The organism is Pseudomonas sp. S30_BP2TU TE3576 (assembly GCF_050436025.1).
GTDB lineage: Bacteria > Pseudomonadota > Gammaproteobacteria > Pseudomonadales > Pseudomonadaceae > Aquipseudomonas.
This window is the reverse complement of the sequence record NZ_JBNDLK010000001.1, coordinates 63,458-83,096: the sequence shown is the minus strand read 5'-3', so window position 1 is coordinate 83,096 and position 19,639 is coordinate 63,458. Positions and strand designations below refer to the sequence as shown.

Below are 19,639 nucleotides of genomic sequence, written 5' to 3'. Positions count from 1 at the left end.
CATACATAGAGCAAAATATTATTTCGAACTGTTTCGCCGCCACCTACGCTGCTGCATAAGGGAGCAACGCAGCGATTTCGGAAGACTCGCCATCCATAGAGCGACCAGCCTGCGTGTCCATAAGCTGTTTACGGGACTACATTTACTGTTACCTGTTGCGCCACCAGGGCAACCGGCTTTGCGAAGTGGGAGGATCAACATGCCCAAGCAGTCGAGCATCCGTTCCGAACTGGCCGACGCGCTCTTTCGTATGCGTCGCAGTTTTTACTTGCTGGCAGGGTTCAGCGGCGTCATAAACGTCATGATGTTGACGCCAGCCGTTTATATGCTGCAGGTCTATGATCGAGCCCTGGTCAGTCGCAACGTCACGACGCTGGCGATGTTGACCGTTCTGGTGGTGGGTCTGTTCTTGCTGATGTCTACGCTGGAAATGATCCGTACCCGCGTGCTGATCCGGGTCGGCAACTGCCTCGACATGGACCTCAACCGACGTATTTTCAACGCGGCATTCGAACGCAACCTGAGCCGCGCCGGAGGTAATCCGGCCCAGGCCCTGCAAGACCTCTCCCAGGTTCGTCAGTTCGTCACCGGCAATTCCCTGTTCGCTTTCTTCGATGCACCGTGGACGCCGATCTATCTGTTGGTCGCCTATCTGATCCACCCGCTGCTCGGACTGCTCACGCTGATCGGCTCGCTGATTCTGATGGGCCTGGCTTATCTCACTGAAAAGGCGACGCAGAAACCGCTGGCCGAAGCCAATCAGGCCGCCATGTCCTCCGCCCTATACGCCAACAACAACCTGCGCAATGCCGAAGTCATCGAGGCCATGGGCATGCTGCCGTCGATCAGCAAGCGCTGGTTCCAAAGCCATTTGCGCATTCTGGAAATGCAGACCCTGGCCTCCGACCGCGCCGCCTTGATCAGCAGCACCGGGCGCTTCGTGCGTATCACTTTGCAGTCGTTGATCCTCGGTGCCGGTGCGCTGCTGGCGATCGAAGGCAAGATCACCCCGGGGATGATGATTGCCTGCTCCATTCTCACCGGCCGCGCACTGGGCCCGGTGGAACAGGTCATCGCGTCGTGGAAGCAACTGCTCGGTTGCCGTTCGGCCTGGGGCCGGCTCAACGAGATGCTGCACGACTATCCGCACCGGCCACCGAGCATGTCGCTGCAGCGGCCAATGGGCATGCTGGCGGTGGAGAATGTGTATGCCGGTGCCCCCGGTACCAACAACACGATTCTGCGCGGGGTGGGCTTCAGCCTTGTCCCCGGCGAAAGCCTTGGCATTATCGGTCCATCCGCCTCGGGTAAATCCACCCTCGCCCGCTTGCTGGTTGGCGTCTGGCCGGCACAGGCCGGCAAGGTGCGCCTGGACGGCGCGGACATTTTCACCTGGAACAAGGGCGAACTTGGCCCCTGGCTCGGCTACCTGCCACAGGACGTGGAACTGTTCGAGGGCAACATCGCCGACAACATTGCGCGCTTTGGCGAAGTGGACAGCGAAGCGGTCATCCGCGCTGCCAAGATCACTGGCGTGCACGAGATGATCCTGCGTTTCCCGCAGGGATATGACACCCGCCTGGGCACCGATGGCAGCCCGCTTTCCGGTGGTCAGAAGCAACGCATCGCCTTGGCTCGCGCGTTGTATGGCGAACCCAATCTGATCGTGCTGGATGAGCCGAACGCCAACCTCGACGACGTCGGCGAAAAGGCCCTGGTCGATGCGCTGGCCGAACTCAAGGGCCGTGGCGCCACCGTCATCCTGATTTCCCACCGTCCCAACGTACTCTGCGCCGTCGACAAGGTGCTGATGCTGCGCGACGGCGGCGTGCAGATGCTTGGCACGCGCGATGAAGTATTCGCAGCGCTGCGCAAGGCCAGTGTGATGCCTGCAGGCGCGTCGACTCCGCTGGCCTCCGTCAAAGCGCGGGAGTAACCGATCATGCAAATGAGCCAACACACCGAGATGATCAAAGCCGACTCCAGGAGCATGGTAGATCTGGACGTCGGCAAACCCGCGCGATGGGGCGTGTGGCTGGTGCTCGCCGGCTTCGGCGGCTTCCTCCTGTGGTCCTGGCTGGCGCCGCTGGATGCCGGCGTGGTCGCGACAGGCACGGTCAAAGTCACCAACAATCGCAAAGCCGTGCAGCACCTCACCGGCGGTACCGTGGACGCCATTCTCGTTCGCGAAGGCGATGTGGTGAAAAAAGGTCAGGAGGTGGTCCGTCTCGATTCGTTGCATGCCGTTTCCGAACAGGGTGCGGTCAGCGCCCAGTACATCGTCAGCAAGACAGTGGAAAACCGCCTGGAAGCGGAACGTGACGGCCGCGATGTGGTGAACTTCGACCCCGAGTTGCTCAAGCGCTTTGGGGATGACCAGCGCCTGACGGCCGCCATGGACTTGCAACAGCGTCTGCTGGACACCCGGCGCGCCGGTCTCGCTGGCGAAATCAGCATACTGCAGGAGAACCTTGCGGCGTCGGCGGTGCAGCTCAAGGGCCTGCAGCAGGTCTATAGTGCCCGCGCCTCGCAGATCAGCTTCCTCAACCAGGAACTGCAAGGCACCCGCACGCTGACGGCCGAAGGCTATGTACCGCGCAACCGCCTGCTTGAACTGGAACGCAACAATGCCGAGCTCTCCGCCGGCCAGGCCGAGAACCTCAACAACATCGCCCGCGTGCGTAGCCAGACCACTGAAATCAAGCTGCGCATCCTGCAGCGCCAGCACGATTACCTGAAAGAAGTCGAATCGCAACTGACCGACACCGCCAAGGAAAACACCACCCTGGCCGACCGCTTGCGCGCGCTGGACTATGAAGTGACCCACACGGTGATTCGGTCACCGATCGATGGCATGGTCCAGGGCCTGAGCATTGCCACCGTTGGCGGGGTCATTCAGCCTGGCTTCAAGATCATGGAAATCGTTCCGGTCAACGAGCCGCTGCAGGTCGACGCAATGATTCCCGTGCAGGCCATCGACAAGATGGTCCCCGGTCTGCCCGTGGACATTTCCTTCCCGGCCTTCAACCATGCCAAGACGCCAAACATCCCCGGCCGCGTGAAAACCATCTCCGCCGACCGCCTGATGGACGAGGAAAGCAAACAACCGTTCTATCTGGCTCAGGTGGAGGTCACACCCGATGGCATGGGCCTGCTTGGCAGCAACCACATTCGTCCCGGCATGCCTGCCAGCGTCACCATAAAAACCGGCGAACGCAACATGATCAGCTATCTTCTTAAACCAATGCTTGATCGTGTGGACAGCTCATTCAAGGAACAATGAGATGGAACGTCGTTGCGTGCTCTTCTGCCTGCTGGGGCTGTCCCTGCCGGCTGGTGCCATGGACCTCAAACAAGCCTGGGATCTGTTGCAATTCCAGGGCCCTATTTACCAGGCCTCCGTGCATGAAAAGGAGGCTGGCGAGGAAAACCGCGCCATCGGCAAGGCCGGCCTGCTACCGCAGATCAATGCCTCGGGCTACCACAACAAGGTCAATGGCTCCCAAAGCCAGAACAACGTCGACAGAGATCTCCACTACGACTCCAAGGGCGCAAACGTGCGCCTGCGCCAGCCGCTGTTCAACAAACAGAAGATGGCCGAATACCGCCAGGGTCAACAGCGTGCCGACTACAGCGTCGCGGTGTTCGATGCCAAGACCCAGGACGCCGCGGTGCGCTTGTCCGAGAGCTATTTCGATGTGCTCCTGGCCAGCGAAACCATCGTCCTGGCCAAGTCCAAGCTGACCGCCTTCGAAGAGCAACTCGCTTCGGCGAAGCGGCGCATGGAGCTGGGGGCCGGCACCGTCACCGACATCGACGAGTCGGCCGCCCGCCGCGACCTTGCCGAAGCCGAACTGATCGAAGCGCAGGACAATCTGGTCAACGCGCGCGCCAAGCTTGAGGAATATATCGGTGAAACTCCCGAATCGATGACCACCTTGCGCCCAAGCTTCGATACACCACCGCTGCTACCGAGCAACCTGCAGGACTGGCTGGTCAAAGCCCAGACCGATAGCCCGCTGATCCATGCGCGCCGTTATAGCAGCGACCTCGCAGCAGAAGAAGTGAAGCGTGCCAGGGCCGGGCACTGGCCAACACTGGATTTCATTGCCGGCTACACCGCGGGTGAGAGCCAGTCACTCTCCGAGTTGAATCAACGCAACCACTACGGCTCAATCGGGCTGGAAGTCAATATCCCACTGTACAGCGGTGGCGGCGTCAGCGCGTTGACACGCCAGGCCAGTGCCAATAGCGATAAGGCCATGGACGAACTCGACGCCGCGCGACAGGAGGTCATCACCGAAACCACCCGTGAGTATCAAGGCATACTGAGCGGCGCCAAACGCATTCGCGCGCTGGAGACGGCCGTAGTGTCCAACGAACGCTCACTGGCATCGGCTCGCAAGGGCTTCAAAGAAGGCGGCACCAGCACCAACTCGGACGTCCTCAATGCCGAAGAGCTGCTTTTCGTTGCGCGCCACGATCTGTTCGAGGCCAAGATACGCTATTTGATGTCGCGCCTGCGCCTGGCCTCTTCAGTGGGCAGCCTGGGCGACGATGATATCAACCAGATCAACGACTACCTCGGCCCGGAACTGCTGGTCACCAACTAATGTTCACCCGACAGTCGGTCGAGCCAAATAATGGCTGACCGGCGTTCCACCCCGTCGAAAGAACAGTCAATTTTCCGTCGACCGGGTCAAGACATTCGATATCGCTCGTGCCCCCTACACCTCAAAATGCCCCGAGAGTGGAAACGCCGGCAACCGCCGGTGAATCGGTCCATGCTGTGTCTCCTCTCCTGTCAAACCCGTTGATCGGTATCAACTGCTCGCGCGATTACCCATTGCAGGTCGATCCGGTGTTCACCCCGCAGGCCGTCTGCCAGGTTGGGCTGGCCGCACCATTTAATAGTTTTTGAGAGTTATTGATTCGGATTATCCAGCCGCTACGGGCAGCATTCGGCCCGCATTGACCGGCGTGCAAGCACCTGCTGTGCGTGACCGACTGGCGACGACCAGGGCCTGAATGCAACGCACTCAGAGCAACGCTCCGCAGCCGGATCGGAATCCGAATGACAACTTTCATCACTTGAGAACCAAACACATGGGCATGTCGAATAAATGGATTGTGGGAATTGCTTTGAGCTGTGTATTTCAGGTCGGCTGCGTCTCGAAAGTGGCGCAGCAAGAGCAATACTCGGGCTTCCTGGGCAATTACCAGGGCCTGGAGGAACAAACCACGCCGAGTGAGCAGAAGGTATTGCGCTGGGTATCGCCGGGGTTCGATCCTCGCGCGTACTCCACTGTCGTGTTCCGGCAGATAGAACTGTACCCGGCGCCAAAACCGACCTCGCGCGTCAGCCTGAAAACGCTGCAAGACCTGCAATTGATGACCAGTAACAGCGTCAAGAGCGCCTTTGCCCAACGCTATACGATCGTCCCTTATGCGCAGCTGGCACCAACCGATTCGCGGTCGCTGATCCTGCAAGCGGCGATCACTCATGTCAGCGCCAACAACGAAGGCATGCACTGGTATGAGGCCGTTCCGATCGCGGCGATCGTCGGGGCGACACAAGCAGCCACCGGGCATCGCGATCAGACCGCCGAAATGTACATCGAAGCCGATCTTATCGACGCCCAAAGCGGTCTGCCGGTCGCGAAGATGGTTCGCAAGGTATTCGGCGCGACCCTCAAAAATGCCGAACAGCCAATTGTTGCCAATGACTTCAAGGTTGCACTCAAAGGCATGACAGACGACATGCAGGCTCTCCTCCTCAAGCGTTGATTTTCAAGTAAACCCCATCGCAATCGTAGAAGCGCCTGCCACCCACCGGCACGGGATGGCAAGCGGACCGGCATGGGGTTTCAACGTGGCGACACGCCACGCCCCCCCTGACAAACCGTTAACCGTGTCGAAGCCTGACGTGAGACCCAATGATGAAAATACTGGCCCATACCTTAGCGGTCGTTACGATGTTGCTGAGCACCAGTGCCCTGGCGGTGACGGTGGTCCCCCTCAAAGGCCAGACTTCCCAGACCATCCAGCAGGACGCCAGTGCCTGCCAATCCCAGGCCAACACCCAACAGCCGATACCCGACACCGTGCCATCCGGTGGACGGGCAAAAGGCGCTGCCACAGCCGCGGTTGCCGGGGCGACTGCGGCAGAGGTTCGGGGCCGCCAACATGAAAACGTCTACGACCAGATTGACGACGACACCAAGCAAGACTATCGCCAGAACCGTGCACAAAGCGCCGCAGCCGCCGGCGTTGTGGTGGGGGGCGCCAGGCAACGTCAGGCGCGCAGGCAGAACCTGGCCGCGAGCGAACAAAGCAGCATTGCCAACAACTCCGTCTACAGCAGTTGCCTGCAACAACGCGGTTACGATGTGTTGCCTTGATTTGCGACGACGATGACCTGAAACAACTACCGACCTTGGCTTGTCATTTCGAGCGTGCGGCACAGGAATGCTTGTAGCACCGCACAGCCTCTAGCCCGCCCTTCCCCCCTTCCAGGCCTCGCCTGCGACTCCCCTAATTGCACCAGTATCGAACGGTTTGCCGGGCGTACGTTCGCCGCAATCAGTCTGGTTATGCTACTGACTTCAATGCGCCGTAGCGGTGTGTCAGAGCTTTGGTGATGCTGTCCAAACCCCTTTGAACGCAATCAGATCGTCAGTCAATGCGTAAGACGAAAAAAAGCCCCGCGTCGCCATGAAAGGACGCGGGGCAAAGGTTGTTGAACGAGAGGTGAGGATCGTTTAAGCCCCGACGAGCAAACCATGAACTTGATTTGTGTCAACGCTCCTCGAGATCCATTTAAAGCGGTAACGCCCCTGGTTCAAAGCTAATTAGAATCAAAAATAATCCTCAATGAGCCAGATGCGCAAAAAACAATCATTGATTTGTATCCTGATCCTTCAGCCAGCAATTGAGCCTTTTCGGGACAGCGAAGTTAGTTCACTCAGGCGTGGCTACGCACAAATCCACCTGCCCGAGCTTGCAGTTTTCGGATAGCGCAGAAAATCCGTTCCAAGCATTATTCATCGCGTCCAATCAACCATCAGACCCTCCGCTTGGCCCTCATCTTCGTTCACCTCTCAGACCAGAATGTACCGAGTCAAATCCGGCCCCTATACTCAGGCCAGTACCGCCTGAACGGAATATTTCTATGAGCTACACCTTCAAGTTAAAAAATGGCGCTGTGGCAGTATTCGACCCGGACAGCGCCATGCTTTCCATTACAACACCCCATGGAGATGTACAAAAGTCCACGCTAGGTAGAGCGGAGTCGCGTCTGTTGGACCTGCTGCTTAAGGAACCAGGCGTCACTAAAAGCCGCGACGAAATCATCGACTACACCTGGAATGACCGCGTCGTTGCCTCCGGCAGTTTGAATCAAACCGTTTTCTCACTACGAAATATTCTTAACGACAGTCGGGATCACGAGATTTTGATGACCGTTCCTCGGCGAGGATACTGCTTCAACCGGCACTGCGTAATCGATGAAACGACAGATGTATCAGAACCCTCTGAGGAAACTGCACCACCAGCCGCTTCCTCAGATGGCCAACTACCATCAACTCGCAGTGATGACCTGGTAGCGCCTTCAGGTAAAACCAAAAAAACCTACAACCTTACCAAAGCCCAACTGATCGCTTATATCGTTACGTTGGCAGTCGGCGCTTTTACTATTTTTCAAATCGACTTCGACACGCCAAAAATTGAAGTTTCCAGTATCGACAAGAATGGACTGGTCATCCACGCCGTAGGCAATGATCTTGCCGAGGCACAAGCGCTGATGGATTTATCGGTTAAACAAACCGAGCAATTGCCGCCAGGCCTGAAGGGCCAGGTCTGGATAAATCTGTATAAAGCCAACTACTCCGTTTCGTGCATTCGCCCGGATCTAAGCACTGCAAATCTACAATTAAACAGCAGCGAACGAGACCTCGCCTTGATGATTCGTCAATGTCTGGAAGTCACCTTATGAAGTTTGAAATTCCGCAAGTCGTTCACTGGCCGGTTATAGCCCTGATCAATGCACTCTGCATTTTTTCCTTTTTTTATTCTCCTTCGCACTACATGGAAAATACCAGTTACCAAACAAAAACCCGGCAATGGCTGGAGGATCTTAATCAACTCAACACAGAAGAGTACCTCACCATCGGGCATGGCCGACTCACCGGAACCACGCTGGAAAGCCTGAATGGAAAAATCCGTAACGCGACTATCTCGGCGAATATTATCGGGGAAAGCAAAACGCACGTCCAAATAAAAGTCAGCAACGTCAAACTCAGCCAGGACAATGAACTCTTCGCCATTGAAAAGACCCCCGAACTGTTTTTCAGACGTCAATACGTCTTGCAAGAGGGCGCCATCTTAAACTACGAATTGATTCCGACGCAGAATAAAAATGCCGTGTGCTTTTACGTACATGAGCTTGGCCGCTTGCGCTGCATGAACCGTTAACCGACCTCCCCCACTGACGCAACACCCCTCAGACATATGTTCGCTTTAAAAATCAATCAAACAAAAATAACAATTATTGATTTGAATCAGATGTCTCTCCTGCTAAAAATCCCTCGCCATTAATTTTTGGAATCGAGCCTGCTTGATTCTCGTCCGGGACAATGCCCAACACAGGGGAATCAAGTGAAAGCCATGCATTTCCTGCGAATCAGTAAATCAATGAACCTCCGGATCCTGGCAGTTTCATTCTTGTCTGCCATACCGTTTTACTCGTCAGCACACGATGAGCGCGCGGTCGAAAACACGACAATTGAATATTATGAAATTGAATTAAGCCAGGATGACAGACAGAAACTATCGCATCTGACAATTCATACTGAGAATGAGTATCATACGGACGAGCAGGACAGTGAATTCCCTCTCCCTGCCCAACCACAAGGTGATACTGGTACGAGTTATGCCAACTCGCGCATATTCTTTTGAGGCGTGTGGCGCTCACCAGGACAGGCGTTAACCAGACGATCCTGACGACCTCTCAAATATGAATTATTGACTTTGGCAGGCGCAATCGGGGTGAGAGGATTTGCAGGCCAAATCGTGGCAGAGGTGCAGCAGACACTCTGTTCTGGCGAATAAACTGTTCATAAGGAATCGCCTCGATGCTACTGAAAAACTTCGTCACCGTAACGTTTGGTTTATTGCTCTCTCTCAAGGCCATGGCCGACGACAAGGGTTTCTACAGTGCCAAATTGACGAGTGTCGAAACCAACAAGAAGGCCCTCAGCGCGGTGAAAAACGGCTATCAGGTAACAACGGGTTATCGTATGGATGATTTTCATTCTTTTACAGCAGCAGCCATCGACCCGATGAAACCCCAGTCGCAAATCTTCAGTTCGAAGGTTGACCCACGCAACATTCAACACATGGACGACTCGCCATTGGACACCAGGTACGCTTTTTCGGCGGAGCTGGAAATCATCCGGGGGCTCTGACGCCCGGTTCAAAGCCAATGACAACAAGGTCGACCTCAGCGACAGAAAGGACGCCATATCGCGTATCTTCCCGGCACGGCTATACCCTCATCCAGCAGGTGACCGCCATTGCCACGCAATCAGTCGTTGCTTGACCCTAACCATTTAACAGGTGAGCCTTCAATCTCATGAGTATCGCACCGCCCGATGAAATCTTTCATTTGTCTTCTGCCTTGCCGAGCCAACTGAATAGAACAATAGGCAAGTGGGAAATGAGCCTTATCCCTTCTGAGCAGGAGGCGAGCATTCGGCAACATAAGCTCTTTCACAGTCCCGAGCTCCAGTGCAGTCGTCTTGAGTTCGACTCATCCGTCACCCTGGTGAGTTCTGTCCCTGCCGGATTCATTACATTCGCCATCTCGCAGTCGCCGGTTGGTCGCCCCGTCGTCAATAATCACAAGCTACAGCCTAACGAAATCATCGTGCTGCACAGCGATGAACCGGTGCATTACACATGCGAACCGAATGAGACACTGTTCACCATAACCACAACACTGGAACATTATGAGCGGTGCTGCCAACATCACGCCGTCATAGACATATTTGCCAACAGAACAAAACACAGCTTCCAGGCTGAAAACTTCCAGTTCATACGGTCTGCCATTCAAGCCATCAGCGCCTCCTGTGTCGACATCGATGACACTCTTTCATCACAACGCAACGAATCAAAAGCTTCAGCGTTTGAAGATGCGGTACTGGCGTCTCTATTACAGTCATTGACCCCCGCTGGCGGCTTCAGTCGTAAAGTCCCGACCCGAAGAAAGGTGGCGATAGAAGCCATAGAGTACATTCATGAAAATACGAAAAAAACGCTCACTATCAAGTCACTCGTAAAGCAACTTCAAACTACAACTCGCACCCTGCATTTTGGCTTCATTGAGACGTTCGGCATTTCGCCAATCGCCTATATCAGAAACTTGAGACTCGCAAGTACCCGTCGCGATCTGATTAAAAAAACGTGGCCCACCGTGACAGAAACCGCGATGTTCTGGAATTTTCACCATCTAGGCCGGTTTTCCAAGGCGTACCAGAATGCTTATGGAGAGTCACCATCAGAAACAGCCCGGCGCAACTCAGCCAAACCCAGGAAATGATGATTAATAATTTCTCTTGATTAATCCGGGGCAGCAACAATTGCTTGTTTTCCGACTCAAGGGGATAAGCATGCATCATCGAATAAACACGCTGCCACTCAAGCAGAAAATAATTTTGTGCATGATCGCCTATGCAAGCGGCATCTTATTGGCCTGGGTAATTGACTGGTACTGAAGACGTTTAATCCGCGACGACAAGGTGCACAGTGAAATAATGATACCTCGGGGATTTATCGATGTTTGCCGCATATAAAGCGTTACTTGGAAGGCACGCAATTACTGTGTGCGCGATTGCTGCAGCGGGCTGGGCGGCATGGTTTTGCGCTGGAGGACTTGCCGAGCATTTCATTGCCCGGAAGTTGAATAACATTTATGTCGATCTCCGTGCTGCTCAAGCCGAGCCCAATGCGCAGATCGACAAAGTACTGAACACCCTTGGCCAGCTTGATCTTTCCGACCAGGAATGCTCCGGCAAGCAATACGCACAAATATCGGAGCTGGTTAAAAACTTACGATTTGTTGATCAAGCGGCAGTCCAGTTGCCAAATGGCAAGATCTGTTCATCCTACGGACAAGAACTCAGTTCGATACTGGCGGGCTATGAGAACAGAAAATTCTCGGTTGGAGAGCGAACCTATTGGCTCGGCTCAGGCCAGGCGGCTTCTGCGGACACCGACTTTATCATTGTGTCGCAGCAGTCGGTCTACGTCTGGGCAAACAAGAAAATTCTTCTCGACAATTTAAAACTTCCCGAGGACGTACAACTGGACCTCATTGGTCCCGGCGGCGCCGTACCCATTGCCTCTACGGGTCCTCAGCCCCTCAAGATGCAGAAGCCGTTCCATCTTGAAGAACTTGTCACCTCGGCAGACAAAGCCCTCATTGCCTTTCCAGGCAGTCGAAATGAACTGATTTCAGTCATCTCTCTGCCGTTGAGCTATCTGCCAGCACTCAGATTCAAACTGTTCATTGCTCTTGCTTTCGTGTTCGAACTGCTGCTCTACCTCTCCTGGCTCACCCGACAACATTACACCTCTACCGCTGTACGGCTGCGCCATGCCATAAAAGCCAACAAGCTGGGGGTTCACTACCAGCCTATCGTCAATTTGACGACAGGCTATATGGTGGGCGCCGAATCGCTTTCTCACTGGAATGCCAACGGAGTCGACGTTCCGGCGGATGTCTTCATCCCGGCTGCAGAGAAGTCCGACTTGATCCGCGAACTTACGCGCTCGGTCATACGACAAGTGGCGGAGGATTACAGCACTTACCTTTGGGCATGCAAGGACTTCTACATCACGGTCAATCTTTCCGCTCGGGATATTCAGGATCAAACCTTTCCAGACTTTGTGAGCAGCCTGCTGGCAACTTATGGCATGCCTGCTTCCGCCATGGTCTTTGAAATAACCGAAAGAATCTTGCTCGACTACGAGTCTGCGGCCACGCAGTTGCGAAGGCTTCGAGCGTGCGGACATCGTATTGCCGTGGACGACTTTGGTATCGGCTATTCCAGCCTCTCCCTCCTGGACTCAGTGCCGTTCGATATTCTGAAAATAGATCGCTCATTCCTCGAAGAAGACAAGATCGCTGCCAACGACGCCCTGTGGCGACACATTGCCAACATTGCCAAGACTCTAAGACTCAAGGTCGTGGCCGAGGGCGTCGAGTCTCAGCAGCAACTGCCGCATCTGCTTTCAGAAGGCGTTCTGTTGGCGCAAGGCTGGTTGTTCTCCAAAGCGCTGCCCATCCAGTCTTTGGCAAGGCGCTATTTTGAATGCCCGGTAAATATCAGGTATTTCGGCGATAAGCGTGGCTCAAAAATATCAATCAATGACTTCTATTAACCCTCCTGGCCACTCAAATTCCCGGCGAACCCTAAACCTGTACAAGGACTCCACTACACATGCTACTTCGAAACCTTGGCTTCGCTTCACTGCTATCGTTGCTGTCTTTTCAGGCGCTCGCTGATGATAAAGGTTTGTATCTTGGAGCTGGCGTAAGCAACATCCAGACTGACGAATCCCATCTTGACGATGAAGACTCCAGCTACAAGGTTTACGCGGGGTATCGCGTCAATAGCTACCTGGCCTTCGAGGGTGCCTACGTCGATCTCGGTCAATTCAAGGACAAGAATATCGATTTCGATGGAAAATCCGTTCAGGCGGCCGCCCATATCGGCTTTCCACTGGGAGAGCGGTTGCGGGTATTCGGCAGTGTCGGCGCTCATGCCTGGGACGCCGACGGCAATGCCACCGACGATGATACCGGGGTTGATCTGACCTACGGCGTCGGTCTGGAAGTCGATGTCTTTCGCAACATCGGCCTGCGTGCTGAATACGAAGTTCTGGAGGTCGGAGAAATCAACCTGAATCAGACGACCGCATCCGCCTATATGCTTTTTTAACACCGCTACAGTTGAGCGACCTCCCCCGGTCGCTCATCGCACTCACCGCAATGCTCGCCCTCGCCCTGCCAGCCCCCTCGCCATTATTTCAACGGTTCCCTGGATTCCTGTGCAGGTGCCATGTACCACTTGTCCCTGGGCACCCATTTCTCCTGTTGCGGATCGCCCAGGTAGTGCGGCGACATGATCTGCACGCCGTACTCGTTGAACACATCCTGGATGTTGGCGTGCAGCATGCTCAGTAGCGCGGCACGCGGCCGAGGCTGACTGGGAATGGCCTGGGCCACCAGTCGATATTCCGGGTAGAAGTCCGACAATGCCGTCTGGAACACCTGGGCCGGTGGCACGTCGAGGATCCCTGGCGTGCGTTTTGCGGCCTCCAGCAACATCGCCTCCACCTGCCGCCACGGCGTGTCGTAGCCGATGGTCACGACGGTGTCGACCACGTAGCCGGGGCCTTGTACCACCCGCGAGTAGTTCTTGGTGACGGTGCCGGTGATCATCGAGTTGGGCAGGGTCAGCACCTCGCCCAGACCGGTGCGGATGCTGGTGGTGAACATGCCCAGTTCAGTCACTGTGCCTTCGTAGTCGCCAATGCGCACGAATTCGCCGGGGCGCAGGGTCCGGGTGTAAGTCAGGATCAACCCTGCCGCTGCCTGGCCCACCACGCTGGTGGCGCCAAGGGAAATCATCAGACCGATCAACACTGACAAGCCTTTGAATGCATCGGTGCCGGCACCCGGCAGGTACGGATAGGCCATGGCCAGGGCAAACAGCCAGATCGCCAGGGACGTCAGGCGTTGGGTCGGTTGCAGGGTTTCATGGTTCAACCAGTTCAAGGTGCCGGGCGTGGCCAGGCGCCGCAATATCCGGCGAGAGAACGCTGTCGCGCCTCGCGCAATGAAAAAGATCGCCAGCGCCACGCCGAGCCCGGGAATGGCCCCGAGAATCCCTTGCAGCAAATAGTCGACGACTTCCAGCAGATAGTTGTTAAGGCTTTCACCCCAGGGTCGGGTATAGGGAAAACGCGACAGGACAAACCCCAGCCACTCGTAAGTGAGCAGCAACACGATGACCCAGCGCAGCAATTCCAGCACGCGGCTGACCAATGGATAGAGGAAGTTGGCGTCGATCAGCGGAACCCGCCCGACCTTCAGGGCCTGGGTGTGTCGATGCATCAGTTCGGGCAGTTTCTTCAGCACTTTGCGCCGCAGAAACAACATGCCGAACAGTAGAACGATGTAAACGCCGGTGGCGAGCAACGCAGCGACTACCGAGCGCAGGATCGATTGCAGGCTACGGGCTTCCCGGGTTTCGGCCACGACCTGGCGCAGCTTGCCAGCCGCGGCTTCGGCGGCCTGCTGTACCGAGTCGTATTCGGTCTCGTCGAAGTCCTTGGGCGAAACGATAAAGGCGCGCCGGCTACCCAGCAGCACCATGTAGCTTTGCATGATCGGGTCGAGAGTGACATTGAGGTCGTCCGCATCATCCAGCGCCTCACCGATCACCGTTTTCGCCCGTTTGACCCGCGAGGCCGGGGCTTCACCGAGGAGGGTCGCGCGAAACACCATGATGCTGCGGTTGGCCACTTTCAATTCAACGGGAGCATTAACCACTTTCGGTGCATCCTCGGCCCACAGTTGCAACGACCAAAACGTCCCGAAAACAGTAAACATTACAGCGAGCAGCCTGCTCCGCATGTGTCGGATCCTTACGTCACAAAATTCAGATCGAGGGTACGTATCGCAGCGTAGTTCACCGATGAACGGTTGTCAGATTGTAGGAGCAAGCCTGCTCGCGATAAACCGGAGAGCGCCGCGGGGCACCTGCCACACAGCGTTATCGTTGACGACCATCGCGAGCGAACTCGCTCCTACCGTTACAGTGTGTTCCGTACCTGGCTCAAGGGTTGACCTGATACCCCTTGCCCTGCAAACAGCTGGTGTAAGCGCTCGTGGTGTTCGCCTGGGTGGTTTTCGATTGCTCCCGGCGTTCCTGGCGCTGACGTGAACCGCCGACCACGACGCCGGCCGCCGCCGTTTCCTTGGCGCGGTTCTGGCGATAGTCCTGTTTCCTGTCATCGTCGACTCGATCATAAGCCTCGTCATGTTGATTGCCGCGCACCTGGGCAGCCGTCGCGCCGGCGGCGGCCCCTACAGCGGCACCCTTGACCCGCCCGCCCGAAGGCGTGGAAGCCGTCGAGGAGCTCTGGCTGGCGGCGATGCTGTTGCATTCGTTGATGTCGGCCTGGGTTTGTTGCGAACTTTGCCCTTTCATCGGCACCACTGTTTGTGCCCATCCAGGGACACTCAAAACCGACAATGCGAGGCACAGAGTGATGGGTGACAATTTTTTCATGATGACCTCCGGATGAACGTGGTTCACCCCCAACAGGAGTTTAGATCAGCCCCCGTCAGCCACCCGGTTACTGACCGGCGGTGGACCCAATCTCCATGACCAGTCGGTCGTCGACCCAACGCACCGGCACGGCCTCCAGTTGCGCGCCTTTACACGGACCGTCGATGCAGTGCCCGTCGTCGAAACGAAACATCGCGCTGTGATGGGCACACATCAGGACCTTGCCGCGATAAGTGCAGAACTGCTGCGGATTGAAGTCCAGCGGCACCGAGAAATGCGGGCAGCGGTTGACGTACACCCACACCTGCTCGCCCTGACGCACCGCCACCAGCCCGGCGGCATGCAGTTGCCGGTGCTGCGGCAGTCCCAACGCCCCGCCGTCGGCGATGTCGTCGAGTCGGCACAAGGCAATGGTGATCATGGAAAACCGCGCAGTTCCGGATTGCCCAGGCTCCAGTGCCAGGGGCGGATCTGAAGGCTGGCGAACAGTCCGGCCCGGACATAGGGATCGTCCTGCATGAACGCTTCCACCTCCGGCAAGCTACCCGCCTCGATCACCAGCAACGTACCATTCATCGTCGCACCGGCAACATCAAGCATGGGACCACCGAGCCGCACCACCACTCGATGGTCTCCAGTAGCACGCAAATGCGCCTGATGGCTGGGCCGCAATTGCTGGCGCAGTGTCTGGCAATCCGCATGGTCAGTGGCAAATACCGCAAAGAACTGGCCCATGATTCACGCTGACTCCATGACAAATTCATAACACGCACGCTTGAACGGCACTTCCATATCCAGCCTGGCGGACACATCGTCGTGGGTGTTCAGGTCTTCATAAATCACCTGCAACGACTGTTTCACCCCAAACACGGCATCGGATTGCAGATACGGATCATCGTGATTGAACAGGTGCGTGACCAATTTGCGATAGCCCGGCACATCAATCATGAAGTGCAGGTGAGCTGGCCGCCACGCATGGCGGTTGGCGGCATCGAGCATGCGCCCTACCGGGCCATCGGTCGGTATCGGATAAGCCACCGGGACAATGGTGCGAATCGCAAAGCAGCCATCCGCGTCGGTGCGATAACGCCCGCGCAAGTTGCCGAAAGGCTGTTCGGTGTCCTGTCCGGAATACATACCGTTTTCGGCGGTCTGCCACACGTCCAGCACCGCACCGGCCAAGGCATTGCCGTTAATGTCGACCACGCGCCCGCGCACCAGCGCCGTTTCGCCCGGAGTAAAGGCCATGTTTTCGCCGAACTCGCGATCCGGCATGCCATCAATGTAGAACGGCCCGAACACGGTGGTTTCGGTGGCCGTTGCGCTGTGGCGATGGTTGATCGCGTCGACCAGCATCGAAACCCCCAGGGTGTCCGACAGCAGAATGAATTCCTGACGCACCAGGCCATCGCACTTGTGCCCGGTGTCGGTTAGGAAACCAATGCCTTCGAACCACTCCTGTTCGGTCAATTCGACCTCACTGACAAACGCATGCAGGTGGCGCACCAGGCTTTGCATGATCTGTTTGTAACGCGCATTGGGCGCATCGTTGAAGCTGTTCACTGCCTGTTGGGAGATCAGTTTCTCTATGGCTTTGTCTTGATCGGTCATTGTTGTTATTCCGACGAGGATAAGAGTGGCTGGCAGATCAGGCTGGGGCCTGACCTGTCAGGGCACGGTTCAATAACGCCTCTATCGGGCCTTGTTCAAACGGTCGCGGGTTGTAGTAAGGGCTGGCGCAGGCGATTTGCGCGGCTTCGGCCGGACCGTTTGCAGGGAAGCCTATGTCCGCCAGGGCCAGTGGAATACCCAGTTTCTGGTTCAGCGCGTACAGCAAGGCACCGACCTCGCTTGCTTCGCTCCCACCCAATGCGCGTGCAGCCCGTTGCAAAGGCTCGGCCGCTGCTTCGCGGTTGTAATGCGCGGCGTGGGGCAAGACGATGGCGTGCGCCTGGGCGTGAGGCAGATTGAACGTTCCGCCCAGCGTGTGACAGAGCTTGTGGTGCAAGGCCATGCCGACCGAACCCAGGCAAATGCCCGCCAGCCACGCACCATATAACGCCTGGCTGCGCGCCTCGGGGTCATCGGGATTACTGACAACGCCTGGCAAGGCCTGCGCCAGCGAGCGAATCGACTCTTCGGCCATGAAACCGATGATCGGGTTGGCATCCTGGGCGTACAGCGCTTCGATGGCATGGGCCATGGCGTTCATGCCCGAACAGGCCGAAATGTGCGCTGGCAGGGTCAGGGTCAATTGCGGGTCGTAGATGACGGTCCTGGGCAAGACCTTGGGATCTCGTCCGGTTTTTTTCAGGCGATTTTCGGTCAGCCCGTAGATCGGCGTCATCTCGGAGCCGGCGTAGGTGGTCGGCACCGCCACGATCGGCAGGCCGGAATCCATCGCGATCGCCTTGCCCAGGCCAATGGTCGAGCCACCGCCAATGGCCACGCAGCAATCGGCGTCCAGCCGAGCCGCCTCAAGGCGCGCCGCTTGCGCGACTTCCAGCGGAACGTGCATCACGGCTTTGGGATAGACACCCGCCGCGCGATCACCGAGCAACGCAGCGACCTGTTCGCCGAGCCCTTGCTGTTCCGGCGTAGTCAGGATCAGCGCGCGCCGCGCACCCAGTCGTTCAATTTCCTCGGCCAGTGCCGAAAGCTTGCCCCAGCCGAACACCACACGGGTCGGCAGGCTTTGGTAAACAAAAGGACTCATGGCAGGCCTCAGCGTTTGTAGTACGCAGGGATGTTGGCGTCGACGTTGACCCAGACCGAACGGGCTTCGGTGTAATCGTGGATCGCTTCGAAACCCATTTCCCGGCCATAGCCGGACTGACCGACACCGCCAAACGGACTGCCCGGATTGACCCGTTTGTAGCAGTTGATCCAGCACATACCGGCGTGAATCGCGTCGGCTATTTTGTGTGCGCGGCTCAGGTTCTGCGTCCACAGGCCGCTGCCCAGTCCGTACTCGCTGCCGTTGGCGATGGCCAGGGCTTCTTCGTCGGTGCTGAAGCGCACCACGGTGACGAACGGGCCGAAGACTTCCTCCTGGCAAACACGGTCACCGGGCCTGGCCTCGACCACTGTCGGTTCGACATAGAATCCATTGGCCAATGCTTTATCGTCCGGTGCCTTGCCGCCGGCGAGGACCTTGCCGCCCTGCTCTATCGCGATGTCGATGTATGCCAATACCCGGTCGCGGTGCAGCGCCGAGGTCAGCGGACCCATTTCGGTTTCCGGGTCTAAGGGATCGCCCAGGCGGATGGATTTGGCCAAGGCGATGAAACGCTCCAGGAACTGGTCCGCGATGTCTTTGTGCAGAATCAGCCGCGAGCCGGCGATGCAGGCCTGGCCCTGGTTGTGAAAGATCGCCCAGGCCGCACCGTTCACCGCCGCGTCCAGGTTGGCGTCCTCGAACACGATATTCGCGCCCTTGCCGCCCAGTTCCAGCTGGATACGCTTGAGGTTGCTCTTGGAGGCTTCGACGATCCGCCGCCCGGTGGCGGTCGAACCGGTAAAGGCAATCTTGCCCACGTCGAGGTGTTCGGCCAGCGCTTGCCCGGCAGTATGGCCGTAGCCCGGCACCACGTTGACCACGCCTTTGGGGAAGCCGACGTCGGTCATCAACTCGACAATGCGCAAGGTCGACAACGGGGTGATTTCCGAAGGCTTGATCACGATGGTGTTGCCCGCCGCCAGCGCCGGGCCCATTTTCCAGCTGGTGAACATCAGCGGGAAGTTCCACGGCACAATTTGCCCGACCACACCAATAGGCTTGCGCTGCACGTAGTTGAGGAACCCGGCTTCGACCGGGATCACCGAACCTTCGATTTTGTCGGCCATGCCGCCGAAATAGCGGAAGCACGCCGCCGTGCGCGGCACGTCGAGGCCACGGGAGTCACGGATCGGATGCCCGGTATTGAGTGATTCGAGCTGCGCCAGTTCTTCACCGCACGCTTCGATCTTGTCCGCCAGTTTGAGCAACAGGCGTCCGCGTTCGGCGGCGCCCAGGGCCGACCAGGCTGGGAACGCACGCTTGGCGGCGGCGACAGCGAGGTCGATGTCAGCCGCTTCGGCGGCAGCGATGCGGGTGATTAAAGAACCGTCGTGGGGCGATACCACGTCGATGGTGCCGCCAGCGACGGCATCCACGAAACGGCCATCGATATAGAGCTGATTTTGCATAATGGTTTCCTCGCACCGCGCGGCTGGCGCAGTGTTTGACGAAGTGATTCCTGAGCGCTTTGCCCGACGCGAGGCCGGGCCGGACACCAGGT

19 protein-coding genes are annotated in these 19,639 nt (G+C 57.1%); 12 read left to right on the top strand and 7 right to left on the bottom strand.

Annotated features, from left to right (window positions below):
- Positions 1–199: 199 nt before the first annotated feature.
- The 12 genes from ABIA48_RS00365 to ABIA48_RS00310 all read left to right on the top strand — a co-directional run bounded on the left by ABIA48_RS00365 (position 200) and on the right by ABIA48_RS00310 (position 13,001).
- Complete coding sequence (locus tag ABIA48_RS00365) at positions 200–1,936, top strand: type I secretion system permease/ATPase (RefSeq protein ID WP_429486394.1); 1,737 nt, start codon at positions 200–202, stop codon at positions 1,934–1,936.
- Between the two features lie 6 nt (positions 1,937–1,942).
- Positions 1,943–3,283, top strand: coding sequence for an HlyD family type I secretion periplasmic adaptor subunit (locus tag ABIA48_RS00360; RefSeq protein WP_429486393.1), 1,341 nt, complete (start codon positions 1,943–1,945; stop codon positions 3,281–3,283).
- Position 3,284: 1 nt separating this feature from the next.
- The gene (locus ABIA48_RS00355) at positions 3,285–4,613 is read left to right on the top strand and encodes a TolC family outer membrane protein (RefSeq protein WP_429486391.1); all 1,329 of its coding nucleotides are present in this window, start codon (positions 3,285–3,287) and stop codon (positions 4,611–4,613) included.
- Between the two features lie 493 nt (positions 4,614–5,106).
- Positions 5,107–5,787 (top strand): DUF3313 domain-containing protein, encoded by a 681-nt coding sequence (locus ABIA48_RS00350; RefSeq protein WP_429486390.1) that lies wholly within the window; start codon positions 5,107–5,109, stop codon positions 5,785–5,787.
- 152 nt (positions 5,788–5,939) lie between these two features.
- Complete coding sequence (locus tag ABIA48_RS00345) at positions 5,940–6,401, top strand: hypothetical protein (RefSeq protein ID WP_429492751.1); 462 nt, start codon at positions 5,940–5,942, stop codon at positions 6,399–6,401.
- Positions 6,402–7,171: 770 nt separating this feature from the next.
- Positions 7,172–7,993: a winged helix-turn-helix domain-containing protein gene (locus ABIA48_RS00340; protein WP_429486389.1), complete on the top strand. Its 822-nt coding sequence runs from the start codon at positions 7,172–7,174 to the stop codon at positions 7,991–7,993.
- Complete coding sequence (locus tag ABIA48_RS00335; protein ID WP_204931361.1) at positions 7,990–8,472, top strand: hypothetical protein; 483 nt, start codon at positions 7,990–7,992, stop codon at positions 8,470–8,472. The genes ABIA48_RS00340 and ABIA48_RS00335 overlap by 4 nt, the downstream gene beginning before the upstream one ends.
- A gap of 192 nt (positions 8,473–8,664) precedes the next feature.
- Positions 8,665–8,955 (top strand): hypothetical protein, encoded by a 291-nt coding sequence (locus ABIA48_RS00330; protein ID WP_429492749.1) that lies wholly within the window; start codon positions 8,665–8,667, stop codon positions 8,953–8,955.
- A gap of 176 nt (positions 8,956–9,131) precedes the next feature.
- Positions 9,132–9,464: a hypothetical protein gene (locus ABIA48_RS00325; RefSeq protein WP_429486388.1), complete on the top strand. Its 333-nt coding sequence runs from the start codon at positions 9,132–9,134 to the stop codon at positions 9,462–9,464.
- Positions 9,465–9,631: 167 nt separating this feature from the next.
- On the top strand, positions 9,632–10,597 hold the full coding sequence (locus ABIA48_RS00320) for a helix-turn-helix domain-containing protein (protein WP_429486386.1): 966 nt from the start codon (positions 9,632–9,634) through the stop codon (positions 10,595–10,597).
- Between the two features lie 236 nt (positions 10,598–10,833).
- A complete protein-coding gene (locus tag ABIA48_RS00315) occupies positions 10,834–12,441 on the top strand; it encodes an EAL domain-containing protein (RefSeq protein ID WP_429486384.1) in 1,608 nt (535 codons plus the stop codon).
- A 59-nt stretch (positions 12,442–12,500) separates the two neighbouring features.
- Positions 12,501–13,001 carry an outer membrane beta-barrel protein gene (locus tag ABIA48_RS00310; protein ID WP_204931353.1) on the top strand — a complete coding sequence of 167 codons (501 nt, stop codon included), beginning with the start codon at positions 12,501–12,503 and terminating at the stop codon, positions 12,999–13,001.
- An 83-nt stretch (positions 13,002–13,084) separates the two neighbouring features.
- On the opposite strand, the gene ABIA48_RS00305 is transcribed toward ABIA48_RS00310, so the two are convergent.
- From ABIA48_RS00305 to ABIA48_RS00275, 7 genes are all read right to left on the bottom strand, one after another.
- On the bottom strand, positions 13,085–14,701 hold the full coding sequence (locus tag ABIA48_RS00305) for a mechanosensitive ion channel family protein (RefSeq protein WP_429486382.1): 1,617 nt from the start codon (positions 14,699–14,701) through the stop codon (positions 13,085–13,087).
- Between the two features lie 202 nt (positions 14,702–14,903).
- Positions 14,904–15,359, bottom strand: a complete 456-nt coding sequence (locus ABIA48_RS00300) for a hypothetical protein (protein WP_429486380.1) — start codon at positions 15,357–15,359, stop codon at positions 14,904–14,906.
- A gap of 67 nt (positions 15,360–15,426) precedes the next feature.
- On the bottom strand, positions 15,427–15,780 hold the full coding sequence (locus ABIA48_RS00295; RefSeq protein WP_429486378.1) for a Rieske (2Fe-2S) protein: 354 nt from the start codon (positions 15,778–15,780) through the stop codon (positions 15,427–15,429).
- Entirely contained in the window at positions 15,777–16,094 is a 318-nt protein-coding gene (locus ABIA48_RS00290) for a YciI family protein (RefSeq protein ID WP_429486376.1), read from the bottom strand. Before ABIA48_RS00290 ends, ABIA48_RS00295 begins: the two co-directional genes overlap by 4 nt.
- A gap of 3 nt (positions 16,095–16,097) precedes the next feature.
- On the bottom strand, positions 16,098–16,970 hold the full coding sequence (locus ABIA48_RS00285) for a dioxygenase (RefSeq protein WP_429486374.1): 873 nt from the start codon (positions 16,968–16,970) through the stop codon (positions 16,098–16,100).
- Between the two features lie 37 nt (positions 16,971–17,007).
- On the bottom strand, positions 17,008–18,075 hold the full coding sequence (locus tag ABIA48_RS00280; RefSeq protein ID WP_429486372.1) for a maleylacetate reductase: 1,068 nt from the start codon (positions 18,073–18,075) through the stop codon (positions 17,008–17,010).
- Between the two features lie 8 nt (positions 18,076–18,083).
- Entirely contained in the window at positions 18,084–19,547 is a 1,464-nt protein-coding gene (locus ABIA48_RS00275; protein WP_429486370.1) for an aldehyde dehydrogenase family protein, read from the bottom strand.
- Positions 19,548–19,639 lie beyond the last annotated feature (92 nt).

What these genes read in the sequence shown, in the direction of transcription:
- ABIA48_RS00365 (WP_429486394.1), top strand. Translation starts at nt 200, where the DNA reads ATGCCCAAGCAGTCGAGCATCCGTTCCGAACTGGCCGACGCGCTCTTT.
- ABIA48_RS00360 (WP_429486393.1), top strand. Translation starts at nt 1,943, where the DNA reads ATGCAAATGAGCCAACACACCGAGATGATCAAAGCCGACTCCAGGAGC.
- ABIA48_RS00355 (WP_429486391.1), top strand. Translation starts at nt 3,285, where the DNA reads ATGGAACGTCGTTGCGTGCTCTTCTGCCTGCTGGGGCTGTCCCTGCCG.
- ABIA48_RS00350 (WP_429486390.1), top strand. Translation starts at nt 5,107, where the DNA reads ATGGGCATGTCGAATAAATGGATTGTGGGAATTGCTTTGAGCTGTGTA.
- ABIA48_RS00345 (WP_429492751.1), top strand. Translation starts at nt 5,940, where the DNA reads ATGAAAATACTGGCCCATACCTTAGCGGTCGTTACGATGTTGCTGAGC.
- ABIA48_RS00340 (WP_429486389.1), top strand. Translation starts at nt 7,172, where the DNA reads ATGAGCTACACCTTCAAGTTAAAAAATGGCGCTGTGGCAGTATTCGAC.
- ABIA48_RS00335 (WP_204931361.1), top strand. Translation starts at nt 7,990, where the DNA reads ATGAAGTTTGAAATTCCGCAAGTCGTTCACTGGCCGGTTATAGCCCTG.
- ABIA48_RS00330 (WP_429492749.1), top strand. Translation starts at nt 8,665, where the DNA reads ATGCATTTCCTGCGAATCAGTAAATCAATGAACCTCCGGATCCTGGCA.
- ABIA48_RS00325 (WP_429486388.1), top strand. Translation starts at nt 9,132, where the DNA reads ATGCTACTGAAAAACTTCGTCACCGTAACGTTTGGTTTATTGCTCTCT.
- ABIA48_RS00320 (WP_429486386.1), top strand. Translation starts at nt 9,632, where the DNA reads ATGAGTATCGCACCGCCCGATGAAATCTTTCATTTGTCTTCTGCCTTG.
- ABIA48_RS00315 (WP_429486384.1), top strand. Translation starts at nt 10,834, where the DNA reads ATGTTTGCCGCATATAAAGCGTTACTTGGAAGGCACGCAATTACTGTG.
- ABIA48_RS00310 (WP_204931353.1), top strand. Translation starts at nt 12,501, where the DNA reads ATGCTACTTCGAAACCTTGGCTTCGCTTCACTGCTATCGTTGCTGTCT.
- ABIA48_RS00305 (WP_429486382.1), bottom strand. Translation starts at nt 14,701, where the DNA reads ATGCGGAGCAGGCTGCTCGCTGTAATGTTTACTGTTTTCGGGACGTTT.
- ABIA48_RS00300 (WP_429486380.1), bottom strand. Translation starts at nt 15,359, where the DNA reads ATGAAAAAATTGTCACCCATCACTCTGTGCCTCGCATTGTCGGTTTTG.
- ABIA48_RS00295 (WP_429486378.1), bottom strand. Translation starts at nt 15,780, where the DNA reads ATGATCACCATTGCCTTGTGCCGACTCGACGACATCGCCGACGGCGGG.
- ABIA48_RS00290 (WP_429486376.1), bottom strand. Translation starts at nt 16,094, where the DNA reads ATGGGCCAGTTCTTTGCGGTATTTGCCACTGACCATGCGGATTGCCAG.
- ABIA48_RS00285 (WP_429486374.1), bottom strand. Translation starts at nt 16,970, where the DNA reads ATGACCGATCAAGACAAAGCCATAGAGAAACTGATCTCCCAACAGGCA.
- ABIA48_RS00280 (WP_429486372.1), bottom strand. Translation starts at nt 18,075, where the DNA reads ATGAGTCCTTTTGTTTACCAAAGCCTGCCGACCCGTGTGGTGTTCGGC.
- ABIA48_RS00275 (WP_429486370.1), bottom strand. Translation starts at nt 19,547, where the DNA reads ATGCAAAATCAGCTCTATATCGATGGCCGTTTCGTGGATGCCGTCGCT.